This window comes from Pseudomonas sp. Choline-02u-1 (genome assembly GCF_002836515.1).
Taxonomy (GTDB): domain Bacteria; phylum Pseudomonadota; class Gammaproteobacteria; order Pseudomonadales; family Pseudomonadaceae; genus Aquipseudomonas.
The window spans coordinates 92,742-108,253 of sequence record NZ_PJBC01000067.1 but is presented as its reverse complement, the minus strand read 5'-3'; the positions used below and the strand labels follow the sequence as shown (position 1 = coordinate 108,253).

The window sequence follows — 15,512 nt, the reverse complement described above, 5'->3', positions numbered from 1 at the left end:
GTCTGCAAGCACCCTAGGCACAGAGTTGCTTGGCGTCAAACAGGCATGCCAGCCCCAGTGGTTCAGCGGTTGGCTATAGTGTTGATCGCTTGTTGGAATTCAGGGATCAATAGCGGGGATTAACCGATGCCCAACAACGGAGTGCTTAACGTCAGCCTGCTGGCCTTAGCGATGCTGGCCAACCCGCATCCGGCCCTCGCCCAGACGAGCATCGAAACGCAGGGTGGACAACCGCCTCCCGGTTCGCACAGTTCCATTGTGGACTTCGACTACCAGATCAAATATCAGCGCGCTTTTGAAGCCGTGCTGTGGAATATGCCGGCGATCGCCATCTACAGTTTCAGACGCGCGGCTTTTGACAATCTTGGGGTCAAGGACAACGACATCATTGCCTATTCGGCGCCAGCGACACCGAAGCTGGAAGCCATCACCGCCAACAGCAGCACGCCTTACATCACCGCATTCACCGACCTGCAAAAAGGCCCGGTGGTTCTGGAACTCCCTGCCGCCGGCGAAGACGGCAGCGTCTATGGCCAAGTCGTTGATGCCTGGCAGTTGACCATCGCCGACGTTGGCCCCTCGGGTCTGGACAAGGGCAAGGGTGGAAAATTGCTGTTCACGCCTCCGGGGTTTAACGGTGAAATACCCGCTGGCTACATTCACGTTCCATCACCCAATTACCGCATCGCCCTCGCATTTCGCTCTGTGCGCGCGCCCGGCAAAAGTGCCGCTGATGCCTATCAGTATGCAAAGAAGCTGCGCATGTATTACCTGGCCGAGGCGAGCAATCCGCCGCCGCAACGCTTTATCGACCCGATCGACAAGGTTTACCCGACCCTGCCTTTCTATGACGAGCGCCATTTCGCGGACATGCATGCGGTCATGAGTGTCGAGCCTGCACGCCCGCAGGACAAGGTGATGCTCGGGATGTTGCGTTCGCTGGGGATCGAGAAAGGCAAGCCGTTTGCCCCGGACGAGGTGACCAAAAAAGCCATGCGCCAGGCGGCCATTGATGCCTGGTTTTACCTTCAGCACTGGTTCGATAACCTGCCAAAAGACAAATTCTACTGGCCAGATCGGCACTACGCGTCTCTGCTGATGACCGATGAAAACAAGCGCTTCTCGTTCGAGTACGAAGACAATATTGATCTGATCGGACGCGCGACGGAGTACTTCTGGTGCACCTATATGCCGAAGGAGTTAAGCGACTCGCCGGCAACGCAATACCTGATGGCCATGGCCGATAAAAACGGCAAGCCACTTGAAGCTGGCAAGACCTACAAAATCGACGTCCCGGCAAAAATGCCGGTCAAGCAATTCTGGGCGTTGACTGTTTATAACCGCGACACCATGTCGTTCATTTACAGCGAGACCAATCGTACAACCCTGTCCTCGTACGACCTGGAAGCGATGAAGAAAAACGCCGACGGCAGCGTCACGATCTACATCGGTCCCAAAGCGCCCGCCGGGCTGGAGAGCAACTGGATTCCCACAGCGGGCAAGCGGCCGTTACCGGCCATGCGCTTTTACGGCGGCACGGAGGCACTGAACGACAGGAGCTTTGAATTGCCGGATTTCGAATTGTTTGAGTGAACCCGCTATCCGACCCTGCGTTGAGAGTTTCTCGATGTCAGCTATCGGCCGGATAGCGACGGTCTGGCTCAGACCGTCGCAGTGTTGGTTAAACCTCGGTCTGCTCTGCCGTTTCCAAAGCATCATCGACCTCGATACCCAGGTTTCATTGAAGCTTGTGCGATCAAACCAGAAGACCAGACTTCTGTCCAGGCAAGTGATCATCCTCTCTGGAATCAGGAATTACGTTAAGACGTCACGTGGCACCCATTCAAAGGGTTTTTTTTCGAATCGGCAAATCAGAGAAAAACCGAGCGCCGCAGTCCAGGTTATGACTCGTTCACCGGCGCAACCATCATCTTGAGGCACTTCAAAAACAGCGGCCGATATTCCTCCGGCAAGCGTTCCAGCAGTTTCCTTTCCACTTCCGCATCACGCGGCAGCACGCGATCCAGTAACTCGGCACCCTCGGTGCCGAGGTACAGCTGGTAGGCGCGTTGGTCGGTTTTGGCGCTGGTGCGGATCAGCATGCCATTGGCGCACAGGCGTTTGACCATTTCGGCGACGGTGTTGCGATCCATGAACAGGTGACCGGCCAGTGCGTTCTGGGTCAGGCCGGGGTGTTGCGATACCACGATCAGTGCTGCTTTCTGTCGCGGGGTGATCGATTCGCCGGAAAACTCTGCGTTGAACAGTTCTTCCGCGACGAAGTGCGCCCGCCGCAGCAGGTGGGAAACGATGTCTTCCAGGTGAAACTGGTCGACGAGTGTCTGGCTTTGGGAAGAAAGTTTCGCGGGTTCTGGCGTGCGTGAGGATGGCATTGGACGTCCGGTCATTCCTTGCGGTGGCGATCCTTGGGGATCAATCATAAGTACGTGCACGTACTATTTGTCAGGCAAATCAGCCAGTTAAGTATTGGTGTTCCGGTACGGCGATACAAGCCTGCCAATAACCACTGCGCACGTACTATTTTTTTCCGGGGGTCGGCTCAAAAAATCGTTGACAGCCTGGATAGTCAGTCATAGCATCGGCCTCATAAAGGACGTATACGTACTTAATGAGAATAACAAGATGATCTGGTCAACGACCCCGGCAACGGCTGTTACATGGACTCCTCTGGTCAGCCGCGCCTTGCCTGCGCCGCATTTTGCCTATAGCCCTGTGGTACGGGCGGGCGGCTTCGTTTACGTCTCGGGAATGGTCGGTCTCGATCCGGCTCACGGCGGATTGGTAGACGGCGGTCTGGCCGCAGAGGTGCAGCAGATCCTGATCAACCTCAGCGAAATGTGCAAGGAGCTGACGATCGGACTGGAGCAATTGATGTTGGTGCGGATCTATTGCGCTGACTTCAGCCAGTTCGGCGTGCTCAATCAGCATTGGCAAGCCTTCTTCGAAGGGCGTACTCCACCTGCGCGGACTTCGCTAGGGGTGGCGGCGCTGCCGCTGGGGGCGTTGGTTGAAATGGAATTTCAGTTCGCGATTGATTCTTCACTGCCCTGATGCAACACAAAAAGAACAGGAGAAGCGACATGGCAAACGGTGAAATTATCAGCGGGTTTCTGGCCCCTCATCCTCCGCACATTCTGTATGCAGAAAACCCACCCCAGAACGAACCGCGCTCCCAGGGCGGTTGGGAACAATTGCGCTGGGCCTATGAGCGCGCGCGCGCCAGTGTCGAGGCGTTGAAGCCGGATGTATTGCTGGTGCACTCGCCGCACTGGATCACCTCCGTGGGGCATCACTTCATCGGCGTCGAGCACCTGGCCGGGCGCTCGGTCGACCCGATCTTTCCCAACCTGTTTCGCTTCGACTACTCGATAAAATTCGACGTCGAACTGGCCGAGGCCTGCTGTGAAGAAGGCCGCAGGGCAGGGCTGCAGACCAAGATGATGCGCAACCCGCGTTTTCGCGTCGACTACGGCACCATCACCGCACTGCATATGATCCGCCCGCAGTGGGACATTCCGGTGGTGTCGATCTCGGCCAACAACACGCCTTATTACCTGAGCATGGAAGAAGGCCTGGTGGAGATGGATCTGTTGGGCAAGGCCACCCGCGAAGCGATCGCCAAATCGGGCAAGCGCGCGGTGCTGCTGGCATCCAATACCCTGTCGCACTGGCACTTTCATCAAGAGCCGGAGCCGCCGGAAGACATGACCCAGGAGCATCCGCAGAGCCAACTGGGCTATCAGTGGGACATGCGCATGATCGAGCTGATGCGGCGCGGGGAAATGCATGAAGTCTTTCGCCTGCTGCCGCAGTTCATCGACGAGGCGTTCGCCGAAGTGAAGTCCGGTGCGTTCACCTGGATGCACGCGGCCATGCAGTACCCGCAACTGGCGGCGGAACTGCACGGCTACGGCACGGTGATCGGCACCGGCAACGCGGTGATGGAATGGAATCTGCTCAAGGCCGGCCTCGCCCGCGCCGCAGCAGAAGCCGCCTGAACCTCGCGACTCGCAGACCTCTTTTCAAGGTGAACAACCATGACGCTTGTATCGGCTTTTCTGGTCCACGGTAGCCCACTGCCGCAACTTTGCCCTGATGTGCCCAATTGGCAGCGCTTTCAGCAGGCCATGCAACAGGCCGGCGCCGCCTTGCGTGCCTCTCGGCCCGATGTGGTGCTGGTCTATTCAACGCAATGGTTCGCCGTGCTCGATGAGATCTGGCTGACCCGGCGCCGCAGCGAAGATATTCATGTCGACGAAAACTGGCACGAATTCGGTGAGCTGCCCTACGACTTGTACAGCGATGTGAGCCTGGCCAACGCCTGTATCGAGGCCTGTCGTGGCCACGGCGTGAATGCCCGTGGCGCCGATTATCAAGGCTTTCCGATCGACACCGGAACCATCGTCGCCAGCACCGCGCTGGGTGTCGGCAGCGAAGCGTTGCCGCTGGTGGTGGCGTCGAACAACCTCTACGACAACGCCGAAGCGACCGAGAAGCTGGCGGCGATTGCCGTGGCCTGCGCTGCCGAACAAGGCAAACGCGTGGCGGTGGTGGGCGTCGGTGGCTTGTCCGGGAGCCTGTTTACCAAACCCATCGAAGCGCAGGACGACCGCATCGTCCACGCAGAAGAAGACGCCTGGAATCGCAAGATTCTGGCGCTGATCGAGGCGGGCAATGTCGATGCGCTGCGCGAAGTGTTGCCGGCCTATGCCGCCGAAGCGCGGGTGGACATGGGTTTCAAGCATTTTCACTGGTTGCTCGGCGCACTCGGCGGGCGTTTCCGGGGCGCCACAGTGCATCACTACGGCGCGTTGTATGGCAGCGGCGCCGCTGTCGTGGAGTTCAACCCCTGAGGGGCTGAACGAGCAGGTGCGCGATCTCGCTCGAAACCGCTGCTGAAGCGCGCCGCATCAATCTTTTTCCGTAGACCGTTTGCGTTGCCGGTGCAACGCAAGCCGTGCATGCCTGCGCCCGCGATTTGTCGGGCCGGGCCTCTGCGAATTCGCGAGCCGGCCACAGGTTCGCCGTCAGCCGTGTCATTGAGGTCAGTCATGAAAAACTATCGAAATTTTGTCAATGGTCGCTGGGTAGAGAGCCCGCGCACCTTCGAGGACATCAGCCCGGTCGACGGCTCCGTCGTCGCCGTGGTCCACGAGGCTGGCCGCGAGCTGGTGGACGAGGCGGTCAAGGCTGGCCACCGCGCCGTCGCTGGCGCCTGGGGCCGCACCAGCGCCGCAGAACGTGTCGATGTTCTGCGCCGGATCGCTGACGAAATGGAGCGCCGCCAGGCCGATTTTCTCGCCGCCGAAATGGCCGACACCGGCAAACCGCTGGCGATGGCCTCGGTGATCGACGTGCCACGCGGCATCGCCAATTTCCGTACTTTCGCTGACATTCTCGCCACCGCGCCGCTGGACAGCCATCGCCTGGACCTGCCAGACGGTGCCTACGCGCTCAACTATGCCGCCCGCAAGCCACTCGGCGTGGTCGGGGTGATTTCCCCGTGGAACCTGCCGTTGCTGTTGCTGACCTGGAAGGTCGCGCCGGCCCTGGCGTGTGGCAACGCGGTGGTGGTCAAACCCTCCGAAGACACCCCCGGCACCGCGACGCTGCTCGCCGAAGTGATGCAAGCCGCCGGTGTGCCGGATGGCGTGTTCAACCTGGTGCACGGTTTCGGTCCGGACTCGGCCGGCGAATTCATCTCCCGGCACCCGGACATCAGCGCCATCACCTTCACCGGCGAATCACGCACAGGCACCACCATCATGCGTGCTGCCGCCGAAGGGGTTAAGCCGGTGTCGTTCGAGCTGGGCGGCAAGAACGCGGCGGTCATTTTCGCCGACTGCGACTTCGACAAAATGATCGACGGCATGATGCGCGCGCTGTTTCTCAACAGCGGTCAGGTGTGCCTGTGCTCTGAGCGGGTTTATGTCGAACGACCGATTTTCGAGCGTTTCTGCACGGCAATTGCCGAGCGCATCAAGGCGATGAAAATCGACTGGCCGCACGACCCCGCCACCCAGATGGGGCCACTGATTTCGGCCAAGCATCGCGACAAGGTGCTGAGCTACTTCGAACTGGCGCGCCAGGAGGGTGCGACCTTCATCGCCGGTGGTGGCGTGCCGCATTTTGGTGACGCACGCGATAACGGCGCATGGGTCGAGCCGACCGTCATTGCCGGGCTGTCCGACGACGCCCGTTCGGTGCGCGAAGAGATCTTCGGGCCGATCTGCCACGTGTCGCCGTTCGACAGCGAGCGTGAAGTCATCGCCCGCGCCAACGACACCCGCTACGGCCTCGCAGCCACCATCTGGACCACCAACCTGAGCCGCGCGCACCGCGTCAGCGAGGCCATGCGCGTGGGCATCAGTTGGGTCAATACCTGGTTTCTGCGCGATCTGCGTACGCCGTTCGGTGGCGCTGGATTGTCCGGCATCGGCCGTGAAGGCGGCATGCACTCGCTGAACTTTTATTCGGAACTGACCAACGTCTGCGTACGCATTGACCAGGAGAGCGAGCAATGAGCGAACAACTTCAACGGGTCGCCGATCTGCTCGACCAGGCGGCCACAAGCGGCGAACCAGTGCCGCCGGTGCGTGACCAGTTGGCCTCGATTGCCGACGCCTACCGGGTGCAGCAGCTCAACACCCAGCGCCAGGTGCACGCCGGGCGGCGTATCACCGGGCGCAAGATCGGCCTCACGTCGCGCGCAGTGCAGCAGCAACTGGGCGTGGATCAACCGGACTTCGGCACCTTGTACGACAGCATGGAGGTCACCGACGGCGAGGCGATCGCCTGGCCACGCCTGATGCAGGCCAAGTGCGAGGCGGAAGTGGCGCTGGTGCTGGAGCGCGATCTGGACCGCGACAACATCGTGCTGAGCGATTTGCTCGCGGCCACCGCCTATGCGCTGCCGGCGATTGAAGTGGTCGGTAGCCGCATCGCCAACTGGAACATCAGCATTCTCGACACCATCGCCGACAACGCCTCGGCGGGTCTCTACGTGCTCGGCCAGCGGCCAGTGAAACTTGCCGATCTGGACTTGCGTCTGGCCGGCATGGTCATGGAGCGCCAGGGTGAGCCGGTATCTTTCGGCGTCGGTGCGGCATGCCTGGGTCACCCCTTGAATGCCGCGTTGTGGCTGGCACGCACCCTGGTCGAAATGGGGACGCCACTGCGGGCCGGCGACGTGGTGCTCAGCGGTGCCCTGGGGCCGATGGTCAGTGTCGCGCCCGGTGATGTTTTCGAGGCACGCATTCAGGGTCTGGGCAGCGTCCGGGCCTGTTTCGAACCCGCCAATTGAGGTGATCCGCATGAAAATCCAACGTATTGCCCAGCGCCTCGATGAGGCGGCCCGGCTCGCTCAGGCGACCCTGCAACTCAGCGGTGAAGACACCGTTACGCTGGACGAGGCCTATCAGGTGCAGCGCCAGTTGATCGAACAACGTCTTGCCCGTGGCGCGCGTCAGGTGGGCATGAAAATGGGCTTCACCAGCCGCGCGAAAATGGCCCAGATGGGTGTTTCCGATCTGATCTGGGGGCGCTTGACTTCGGACATGTGGATCGAGGAGGGCGGCAGCATCGATTTGTCGCGGTATGTGCACCCGCGTGTCGAGCCGGAGGTGTGCTTTCTGCTCGGCAAGCGCCTGCAAGGGCAGGTGACGCCGTTGCAGGCATTGGCCGCAGTCGAAGCCGTCGCGCCGGCGCTTGAGGTGATTGACTCGCGCTACCGCGACTTCAAGTTTTCGCTGCCTGACGTGGTCGCCGACAACGCGTCGTCGTCCGGTTTCGTCGTCGGTGGCTGGCAGCGGCCCGACACCGATCTCGACAACCTGGGACTGGTGATGAGCTTCGACGGCCGAGCGGTGGAGATGGGCAGCACGGCGGCGATTCTCGGGGCCCCGGTGCGTGCGCTGGTGGCGGCGGCGCGTCTGGCTGCACAGCACGGCGAAGCGCTGGAGCCCGGCAGCCTGGTGCTGGCCGGTGCAGCGACGGCAGCCGTGGCGTTGCGTCCGGGTGTCGCGGTGCGTTGTGAATTCCAGCATCTGGGCAGCGTGGCGTTCCAAACGCTGCGCGAGGAGTAAAGCCATGAGTGACAAAGCGCAAACCCGTGCCCGCGTGGTCGAGGGCAAAGCCACCCCGTTGGGCGCCTTTCCACACGTCAAACGCGCCGGTGACTTTCTGTTCGTTTCCGGCACCAGCTCGCGACGCCCCGACAACAGCATCGCCGGTGCCGAGCTGGATGCGACAGGGCGCGTGCGCCCGTGCATTGAAGTGCAGACCCGCGAGGTGCTGAACAACATTCGCGACATTCTGCGCAGTGTCGACGCCGACCTCGAAGATGTGGTCGAGGTCTGCAGCTATCTGGTCAACATGAATGATTTTGCTCAGTACAACCAGGTCTACGCGCAGTTCTTCGACGCCGACGGCCCGACGCGCACCACGGTAGCCGTGCACCAGTTGCCCCACCCGTACCTGGTCATCGAAATCAAGGCCGTGGCCTACAAGCCATTGCGCTGAACCCACTCACCGAGTGCGGGCCGCCGCCTCGGCTGCGGCCTGCACTCGACAGGAGAAGAACAGATGTCATTTGCTCGCATTCCCGTGGCAATCATTGGCTCGGGCAACATCGGCACCGATCTGATGATCAAGATCCTGCGCAATTCCGACATGCTCGAAGTGGCTGCCATGGTCGGCATCGACCCGACCTCCGACGGTCTGGCCCGTGCCGAACGTCTCGGCGTGCCCACCACCGCAGAGGGCATCGAGGGCCTGCTCGCGTTGCCCGATTTCAAGAAAATCCGCATCGCCTTTGACGCCACTTCGGCAGGTGCGCACAAGGTGCATGACGCCAGACTGCGCGACCACGGTGTACGCGTCATCGACCTGACCCCGGCCGCGCTTGGGCCTTTCGTGATTCCGGTGGTGAACTTCGCCGAGCATGCCGAGGCGCCGAACCTGAACATGGTCACCTGCGGTGGCCAGGCGACCATCCCGATCGTGCATGCAGTGGCGAGCGTGGCGCCGGTGCATTACGCCGAAATCGTCGCGGCGATTTCCAGCAAGTCCGCCGGCCCGGGCACCCGCGCCAATATCGATGAGTTCACCGAGACCACCTCTCGCGCCATCGTCGAAGTGGGGGGAGCCGCCCGTGGCAAGGCGATCATCGTCCTCAACCCGGCCGAGCCGCCGCTGATCATGCGCGACACCATCTACTGCTTCGTGCCGCCGGATGCCGACACCCAGGCAATCGCCGGCGCCGTAGCAGCACGCGTCGCTGAAGTGCGTGGTTATGTGCCGGGTTATCGGCTCAAACAACACGTGCAGTTCGAGCATTTTGGCGATGACAACCGGCAGAACATTCCCGGTCTGGGCTGGAGCACCGGCATCAAGGTCGCGGTGTTCCTCGAAGTGGAAGGTGCCGGGCATTACCTGCCGGCGTTCGCTGGCAACCTCGACATCATGACCAGCGCGGCGTTGACCGTCGCCGAACGTATTGCCCAAGCGCAACTCGCCGCTGAAGGGGTGGGAAAATGATCGACAAGAATAGAAAAATCCACGTTTGCGACGTCACCCTGCGCGACGGTATGCATGCCGTGCGTCACCGCTACAGCCTCGAACAGGTGGCACGGATCGCGCAGGCGCTGGACGACGCCGGTGTCGACAGCATTGAAGTTGCGCACGGCGATGGCTTGCAGGGTTCGAGTTTCAACTACGGCTTTGGCGCACACACCGATCTTGAGTGGATCGAGTCGGCGGCGGCGGTGGTCAAGCGCGCCCGCATTGCCACGCTGTTGCTGCCGGGGATCGGCACCGTGCACAACCTCAAGGCTGCCTACAACGCTGGCGCGCGTATCGTGCGCGTGGCCACTCACTGTACCGAAGCCGACGTGTCCCGCCAGCACATCGAATACGCCCGTTCGTTGGGTATGGACACCGTCGGTTTCCTGATGATGAGCCACATGCAAACCCCCGCCGGGCTCGCCGCGCAAGGCAAGCTGATGGAAAGCTACGGCGCGCAGTGCATCTACGTGGTGGACTCGGGCGGGGCGATGAACATGTGGGACATTGCCGAGCGCTTCAAAGCCCTCAAGGACGTGCTCGACCCGGCTACCGAGACCGGCATGCATGCCCATCACAACCTCAGCCTCGGCGTGGCCAACAGCTTGATTGCCCTCGAAAACGGCTGTGATCGCATCGATGCCAGCCTCACCGGTATGGGCGCCGGAGCCGGTAACGCACCGCTGGAAGTGTTCATCGCCGCGGCCCAGCGTATGGAGCTGAACCACGGCTGTGATGTGAAAAAGCTGATCGATGCCGCCGAAGACATCGTCCGCCCGTTGCAGGAGCGAGTGGTGCGGGTCGACCGCGAAACGCTCGCGCTGGGTTATGCCGGGGTTTATTCAAGCTTCCTGCGCCACGCCGAAGCGGCCGCCAGCAAATACGGCTTGTCGGCTTTCGACATCCTCGTCGAGTTGGGCAAGCGCCGGATGATCGGCGGCCAGGAAGACATGATCGTCGACGTCGCCCTGGACATGCTCAAAAAGACCTGAAGCGCTATTCGCACGTTGTTCCGACAAGGCCCGCAGGTGATCCGGGCCTGACCGGGGGGCGGCTGCGCTAGCGAAAGGTAAGCGCCTGCCTGGTTTTTTCGCCAATCAATGGGTAGACACGATGAACAATAACAACAGTGCTGTAAGCCCATCTCTTGTCACCGCGCGGCTGTTGTTGGGCTGCTCGCTGATCGCGCCGGCCGCGCTGACCCTCGCCACTGAAGGTGGCGGCTCCATGTACCCTATGGGTGCCGAGAACTACTTGTCCGGCGCAATGCCGCCACCGGGCCTGTATGGCACCGTCTACGCCCAGCATTACCGCGCCGACCGTTTGCGCGGCAATGACGGGCGGCAGCTGCCCGTGGACTTCCGCCTGCGCGCCGATGTCATCGCGCCGCGCGTCGTGTGGGTCACCGAGCAGAAGGTGTTGGGCGGCAGTCTGGCGTTCCATGCCATCGCGCCGCTGGTCGAGCTGAAGGTCTCGCTCGATGGCGCCAGTCAGCGCAAGCGCGAGCTGGGCGACATCACGTTCGGCCCCGGCCTGGGCTACCACTACAGTGAAAAAATGCATGCCGCCTATGGCATCGATTTCTTCGCGCCCACGGGACGTTTTGACCGCGACGATCTGGTCAATATCGGCCGTAATTACTGGACCGTGCAACCGGTGGCGGCCTTCAGCTACGTCGATCCGGACGGGCTGAACATCGACATCAAGACCATGTACGACTTCAACCTGCGCAACCGCGCAACCGATTACCGTTCCGGCCAGGAGCTGCACGCCGACTATGCCATCGGCTGGGGCTTGCGCAATGGCTGGGTGCTCGGTGTGGGCGGCTACGTGTACCGGCAGACCACCGACGACGATGTCCGCGGTGAGCGGGTCGAGGACAATAAAGGTCGTGCGTTCGCCATCGGCCCATCGATCAAATACAGCAGTCAGCAAGGTTGGTTTGTGACTGCAAAGTGGCAGCAGGAGCGCGCGGTGCGCAATCGCGCCGAAGGCGACGCCTATTGGCTGAAGCTGGTTTTTCCGTTCTGACCTCTTGGCGAACGATTGCCAATGGCGCTGGCCCCCAAGAACTTCCCGGAGCATGCCGTATGAAAACCCCGATCTACCAACGTTTTACCTCGACGGCGCAGCTTGACGAGCAGTACGACATCGAGGCCTCGGTCAAGGACTTCGATGGCTATGTTCAGCAATTCATCGAGCAAAGCCAAATCGCACGCGCCCAACTGCCCAATAGGCTGGATGTGCCCTACGGCCCGACCCTGGACGAAACCTTCGACGTGTTTTTCCCCCAACAGGCAACCCCCGAAACCTTGCGCCCGGCAGTGTTCTTCGTTCATGGCGGTTACTGGCGGGCGACCACCAGCAAGGAGTGGAGCTTCGTGGCCAAGGGCTTGGCCGCGCTGGGCGTGGTGACGGTGGTCGAGAACTACACCCTGGCGCCGAAAGTCACCATTGCCGAGATCGTACGCCAGCATCGCGCGGCGTTCTGCTTCCTGTGGCGCAACGCCGAGCGGTTCGGGATTGATCGCGAGCGCATCGTGGTGGTCGGGCATTCGGCTGGAGCCCACGGAGTGGCCGAGCTGCTGGCGACCGATTGGGTGGGCGACTATGGCCTGCCGGCCCAACCCTACCAAGGCGCCATCGCTGTCAGCGGGGTGTTTGACTTGCGTCCGCTGCCGCATACCTTCCTGGCCTCGACAATTGATTTCACCTGGCAATCGGTCGAGTCGCTGAGCCCGATATTGCACATCCCGGCGCAGCTGCCGCCCCTGATGCTGGCCTACGGGCTGCACGAAACGGACGAATTCCGCCGCCAGACGACGGACTATGCCTGCGCCTGCAGAGAGCACGGTGCGCCGGCCGAGCTGCTCGCGCTGGACTCAGACCATTTCAACATTCTCGACGACCTGGCGGCAGGCAGCGGGCCCATGGTGCAGTGGATCAAGCGGTGGCTAAAGCTGGACGCTCGGGCCTGAATCCGAGAGCGATTTCTGCCTGGTTGTAACTGTTCTTTTGCACCTGAGCGCTTTGGCTCGTTCCAATTGATGCTCTGCGAAACCGACTCAAGAACAACCTGGCTGTGAATTTCAAATCAACAAAAGGTAGGGTTCCCAATGAAAAGCAAAATTGCCGTGTCGGTATTGCTGGCCTCTGTGGCCTTCGGTGTTCAGGCCGCAGAGAACAATGTTGTCTGCGAAAAACCACTGCCGCTGTCGGCGCCTCAGGATGAATGGTCACTGTTTCAGGAAACGGTCAAGCGCGCGCCCGCGGTCATGGGCGATGTGCACCGTGAATATTATGGCAAAGGCCTGGATAACTTCGGCGACCTGCGTTTACCCAAAGGCAAAGGGCCGTTTCCGGTTGTAGTGGTGGTTCACGGTGGACGCTGGAGCGCTGATGTCAGCCTCGACTACATGGCGCCGGTCGCTGATCTGCTGACCAAGGCAGGCTTCGCGACGTGGAACATCGAATACAGTCGTGTGGGAAGTTACGGCGAGTGGCCTAACTCTTTCAAAACGGTCGCCAGCGCGGCGGACAAGTTGCAGGAGCTGGCGAAGACGTACCCGTTGGACTTGAAGAAAACGGTCACCATTGGTCACTCGTCGGGGGGGCATTACGCGCTGTGGCTGGCGGGGAGAAGTCTGTTGAAACCAGAGTCCGAACTGTATGCCGCGAACCCGCTGAAAATCTCCGGCGTGGTCGTGCTCGATGGTGTGGTCGACCTGGCCTGGTATGCGACCCTGCCACGTGGCGACGTTCAGGCCAAGGTGCTTGGCAACATTCAAGGTGAGGCGCTGCAGAAGCGTTTGCAGGAAGTCTCCCCGGCGCAAATGCCACTGGTAAAAGTCCCGCAGGTATTCATCACCAATCAGAGTGACCGCTTTGCCTCCGTTCGCGATTACGTGAAGCGCGCAACAGCTGCCGGCGTGCAGTCGCGCTATGACGCGCTGTGTGATTCCAACCACTTTGCGCCCGTGAATACGGCCAACGCCGAGATGGCAGAGAAGCTGGTCAAGTACGTGTCCGAACTGTCCCGATAAAGTCTTGGTTAAGTGACTTTCGGTCGCTTCGTAACAATCCGCTATCGGCATATAAAAATAATAAAAGTTGAGGGTTATCCCTATGTGGCTTCCTGTAAAGAGTGGAGCTGTGCTGGCGTGTGTCTTGCCGGGCATGCTACTGAGTGTTGAAGCGCTGGCGGAGAGTTCCGACAGCGGTTTTTTAAAGGGAAGTTCTCTGACCCTGGATACCCGGCACTGGTATTCCAAAGAGATCGGCAGGCGAGACACGGTCTACCGTTATCGTACCGATGATGTGCCACGGGTTTCGCATGACCGAGTTGCCTGGCAACAGGGCTTCAAGCTGGGGTTTATCTCTGGGTATACACCTGGGACGGTGGGCGTGGGGCTTGATCTCGCTGCGTATTCGGTCGTTGCACTGGAGCGCAATCCCGCTGATGCGGCAGGCGGCAGTACCCGCATGCTGGTCAACAGCGACGGTGATGTCGAGCCGAGCTGGAGCCGCCTGGGCGTTGCCGCGCTGAAGTTGCGAATGGCTGAGTCGGAATTGAAAATCGGCCGTCATCAAGTGGCCAATCCCGTGATGAACTTTTCCGATACGCGTACCGTACCGGCGTCTTTTGATGGATGGTCGTTCGAAAACTCATCCATCAAAGGTCTGGTATTGAAGTCCGGTTATTTCTCGAAAATGGCGCCCCGCTATGCGGCCGGCACAGAGCCTATAGGGCTTCAATATGCAATGCGCCCGGTCAGCAGTGACTGGACCGCCTACGCGGGGGGTGATTACACCAGTGCGGGCGGGTTGAAGAGCAGTGTCTATGTTTCCCGTATTCAGGATATCTGGGACCGGGAATATCTAGGCATAGGCCGGGACTTCAAGACAGGAGAGATAAAAACCTCCGTCAAGTTGTCGGCTTACAACACTCAATCCAGCGGAAAACAAGAGGCCGGTTATATCGATCAGCAGGCCTATGGCCTGACGGTTATCCCCAGCTTCAAGAACCATACCGTCGAGTTTGGGCTGCAGAAAATAGTCGGCGATGAGTTCTTCGATTACGTCAAAGAATCGAATGCCATTTCGTTGCCCAATACCATGGTTTCCTATTTCAACGGGCCGAACGAAACCTCGTTTCAGGTCAAATATATCAATGACTGGGCGGCTTACGGCGTGCCGGGCTTCAAAAGCATACTTTGGCATACACGTGGCTGGGGCATTGACGGCACGGGTTACAACGCAGGCAGCAAAGGTGTTTATACCGCTTCACCGCTTCAGGATAACGAGCACCATAATGAAACCGGTGTTTTCGCCAGTTATACCGTCCAGGCAGCCGAACTGAAGGGGGCCAATATCCTTGCCGGCTACGCCTGGCATCGCGCGAGCAGTCATCAGGTCGAGGGCAACTTTGACGAGCTGCGGGTCATCGTGAAAATACCGGTGTCGTTGTTCTGAGATTCCACCGCGTCGCGCTTGGCCTGGTGGATATGCATCCTCCTGCCGCGCCTCTTCGGGTGCGCGGCAGGATGGTTGTCGAAGGCTGCAATCAATCAAAGGGGGGACGCCCGCGACCAGCAGCTTTTGGCCGGAAGCGGTCGTTTGCGCTGGGTAAAAAAAGCGCGACGCCGATGGAAAATTACTCCGCCAACCAGGATTTCATTTTTTATATCTGAAAAAAAACGGGCGCATTCCGGGCCCGTTTTTCATTTTTTTCCTCGATTTATTCTTTTAGGCTGTTCTACGTTTCGTTGATATCGACCCAGCAGACGCCTGTGACGATACCCCAATTACCCTTCTCGTTAGGCCTCCGCCAGTAAGCCTTAGGTTGGGCTCTCAAATACGCAAGTGCTTGTTCATAGTCAGCCATTTTACGCTCGTCTCCTTTGGGCCCTACGGTAAATCCTCCGGCGCTT

The 15,512-nt window shown here is 60.3% G+C and carries 15 protein-coding genes; 14 read left to right on the top strand and 1 reads right to left on the bottom strand.

The window, feature by feature from the left end:
* Positions 1-171 precede the first annotated feature (171 nt).
* A complete protein-coding gene (locus CXF97_RS26740) occupies positions 172-1,593 on the top strand; it encodes a DUF1254 domain-containing protein (protein WP_256589941.1) in 1,422 nt (473 codons plus the stop codon).
* Positions 1,594-1,901: 308 nt separating this feature from the next.
* Here the strand turns inward: CXF97_RS26740 and CXF97_RS26735 are convergent, their stop codons facing one another.
* Positions 1,902-2,393: a MarR family winged helix-turn-helix transcriptional regulator gene (locus tag CXF97_RS26735; RefSeq protein WP_101162431.1), complete on the bottom strand. Its 492-nt coding sequence runs from the start codon at positions 2,391-2,393 to the stop codon at positions 1,902-1,904.
* 250 nt (positions 2,394-2,643) lie between these two features.
* Here CXF97_RS26735 and CXF97_RS26730 point away from each other — a divergent pair, with 250 nt between their 5' ends.
* The 13 genes from CXF97_RS26730 (at position 2,644) to CXF97_RS26670 (ending at position 15,054) form a co-directional block, all read left to right on the top strand.
* Positions 2,644-3,072 (top strand): RidA family protein, encoded by a 429-nt coding sequence (locus CXF97_RS26730; protein WP_101162429.1) that lies wholly within the window; start codon positions 2,644-2,646, stop codon positions 3,070-3,072.
* 29 nt (positions 3,073-3,101) lie between these two features.
* Positions 3,102-4,019 (top strand): tRNA U-34 5-methylaminomethyl-2-thiouridine biosynthesis protein, encoded by a 918-nt coding sequence (locus CXF97_RS26725; RefSeq protein WP_101162427.1) that lies wholly within the window; start codon positions 3,102-3,104, stop codon positions 4,017-4,019.
* 39 nt (positions 4,020-4,058) lie between these two features.
* Entirely contained in the window at positions 4,059-4,874 is an 816-nt protein-coding gene (locus CXF97_RS26720) for a tRNA U-34 5-methylaminomethyl-2-thiouridine biosynthesis protein (protein ID WP_101162425.1), read from the top strand.
* Between the two features lie 198 nt (positions 4,875-5,072).
* Positions 5,073-6,545: a 2-hydroxymuconic semialdehyde dehydrogenase gene (locus tag CXF97_RS26715; RefSeq protein ID WP_101162423.1), complete on the top strand. Its 1,473-nt coding sequence runs from the start codon at positions 5,073-5,075 to the stop codon at positions 6,543-6,545.
* Entirely contained in the window at positions 6,542-7,324 is a 783-nt protein-coding gene (locus CXF97_RS26710; RefSeq protein WP_101162421.1) for a 2-keto-4-pentenoate hydratase, read from the top strand. The genes CXF97_RS26715 and CXF97_RS26710 overlap by 4 nt, the downstream gene beginning before the upstream one ends.
* A 10-nt stretch (positions 7,325-7,334) precedes the next feature.
* Complete coding sequence (locus CXF97_RS26705) at positions 7,335-8,105, top strand: 2-keto-4-pentenoate hydratase (protein ID WP_101162419.1); 771 nt, start codon at positions 7,335-7,337, stop codon at positions 8,103-8,105.
* Positions 8,106-8,109: 4 nt separating this feature from the next.
* Positions 8,110-8,541 carry a RidA family protein gene (locus tag CXF97_RS26700; protein WP_101162417.1) on the top strand — a complete coding sequence of 144 codons (432 nt, stop codon included), beginning with the start codon at positions 8,110-8,112 and terminating at the stop codon, positions 8,539-8,541.
* Positions 8,542-8,604: 63 nt separating this feature from the next.
* A complete protein-coding gene (locus CXF97_RS26695) occupies positions 8,605-9,558 on the top strand; it encodes an acetaldehyde dehydrogenase (acetylating) (protein ID WP_101162415.1) in 954 nt (317 codons plus the stop codon).
* Positions 9,555-10,574, top strand: coding sequence for a 4-hydroxy-2-oxovalerate aldolase (dmpG, locus tag CXF97_RS26690; protein WP_101162413.1), 1,020 nt, complete (start codon positions 9,555-9,557; stop codon positions 10,572-10,574). The genes CXF97_RS26695 and dmpG overlap by 4 nt, the downstream gene beginning before the upstream one ends.
* Before the next feature lie 121 nt (positions 10,575-10,695).
* Positions 10,696-11,613 carry a transporter gene (locus CXF97_RS26685; RefSeq protein WP_101162412.1) on the top strand — a complete coding sequence of 306 codons (918 nt, stop codon included), beginning with the start codon at positions 10,696-10,698 and terminating at the stop codon, positions 11,611-11,613.
* 59 nt (positions 11,614-11,672) lie between these two features.
* On the top strand, positions 11,673-12,560 hold the full coding sequence (locus tag CXF97_RS26680) for an alpha/beta hydrolase (protein ID WP_101162410.1): 888 nt from the start codon (positions 11,673-11,675) through the stop codon (positions 12,558-12,560).
* 138 nt (positions 12,561-12,698) lie between these two features.
* Positions 12,699-13,625: a S9 family peptidase gene (locus CXF97_RS26675; RefSeq protein ID WP_101162409.1), complete on the top strand. Its 927-nt coding sequence runs from the start codon at positions 12,699-12,701 to the stop codon at positions 13,623-13,625.
* Between the two features lie 82 nt (positions 13,626-13,707).
* On the top strand, positions 13,708-15,054 hold the full coding sequence (locus CXF97_RS26670; RefSeq protein WP_101162407.1) for an OprD family outer membrane porin: 1,347 nt from the start codon (positions 13,708-13,710) through the stop codon (positions 15,052-15,054).
* Positions 15,055-15,512: the final 458 nt, after the last annotated feature.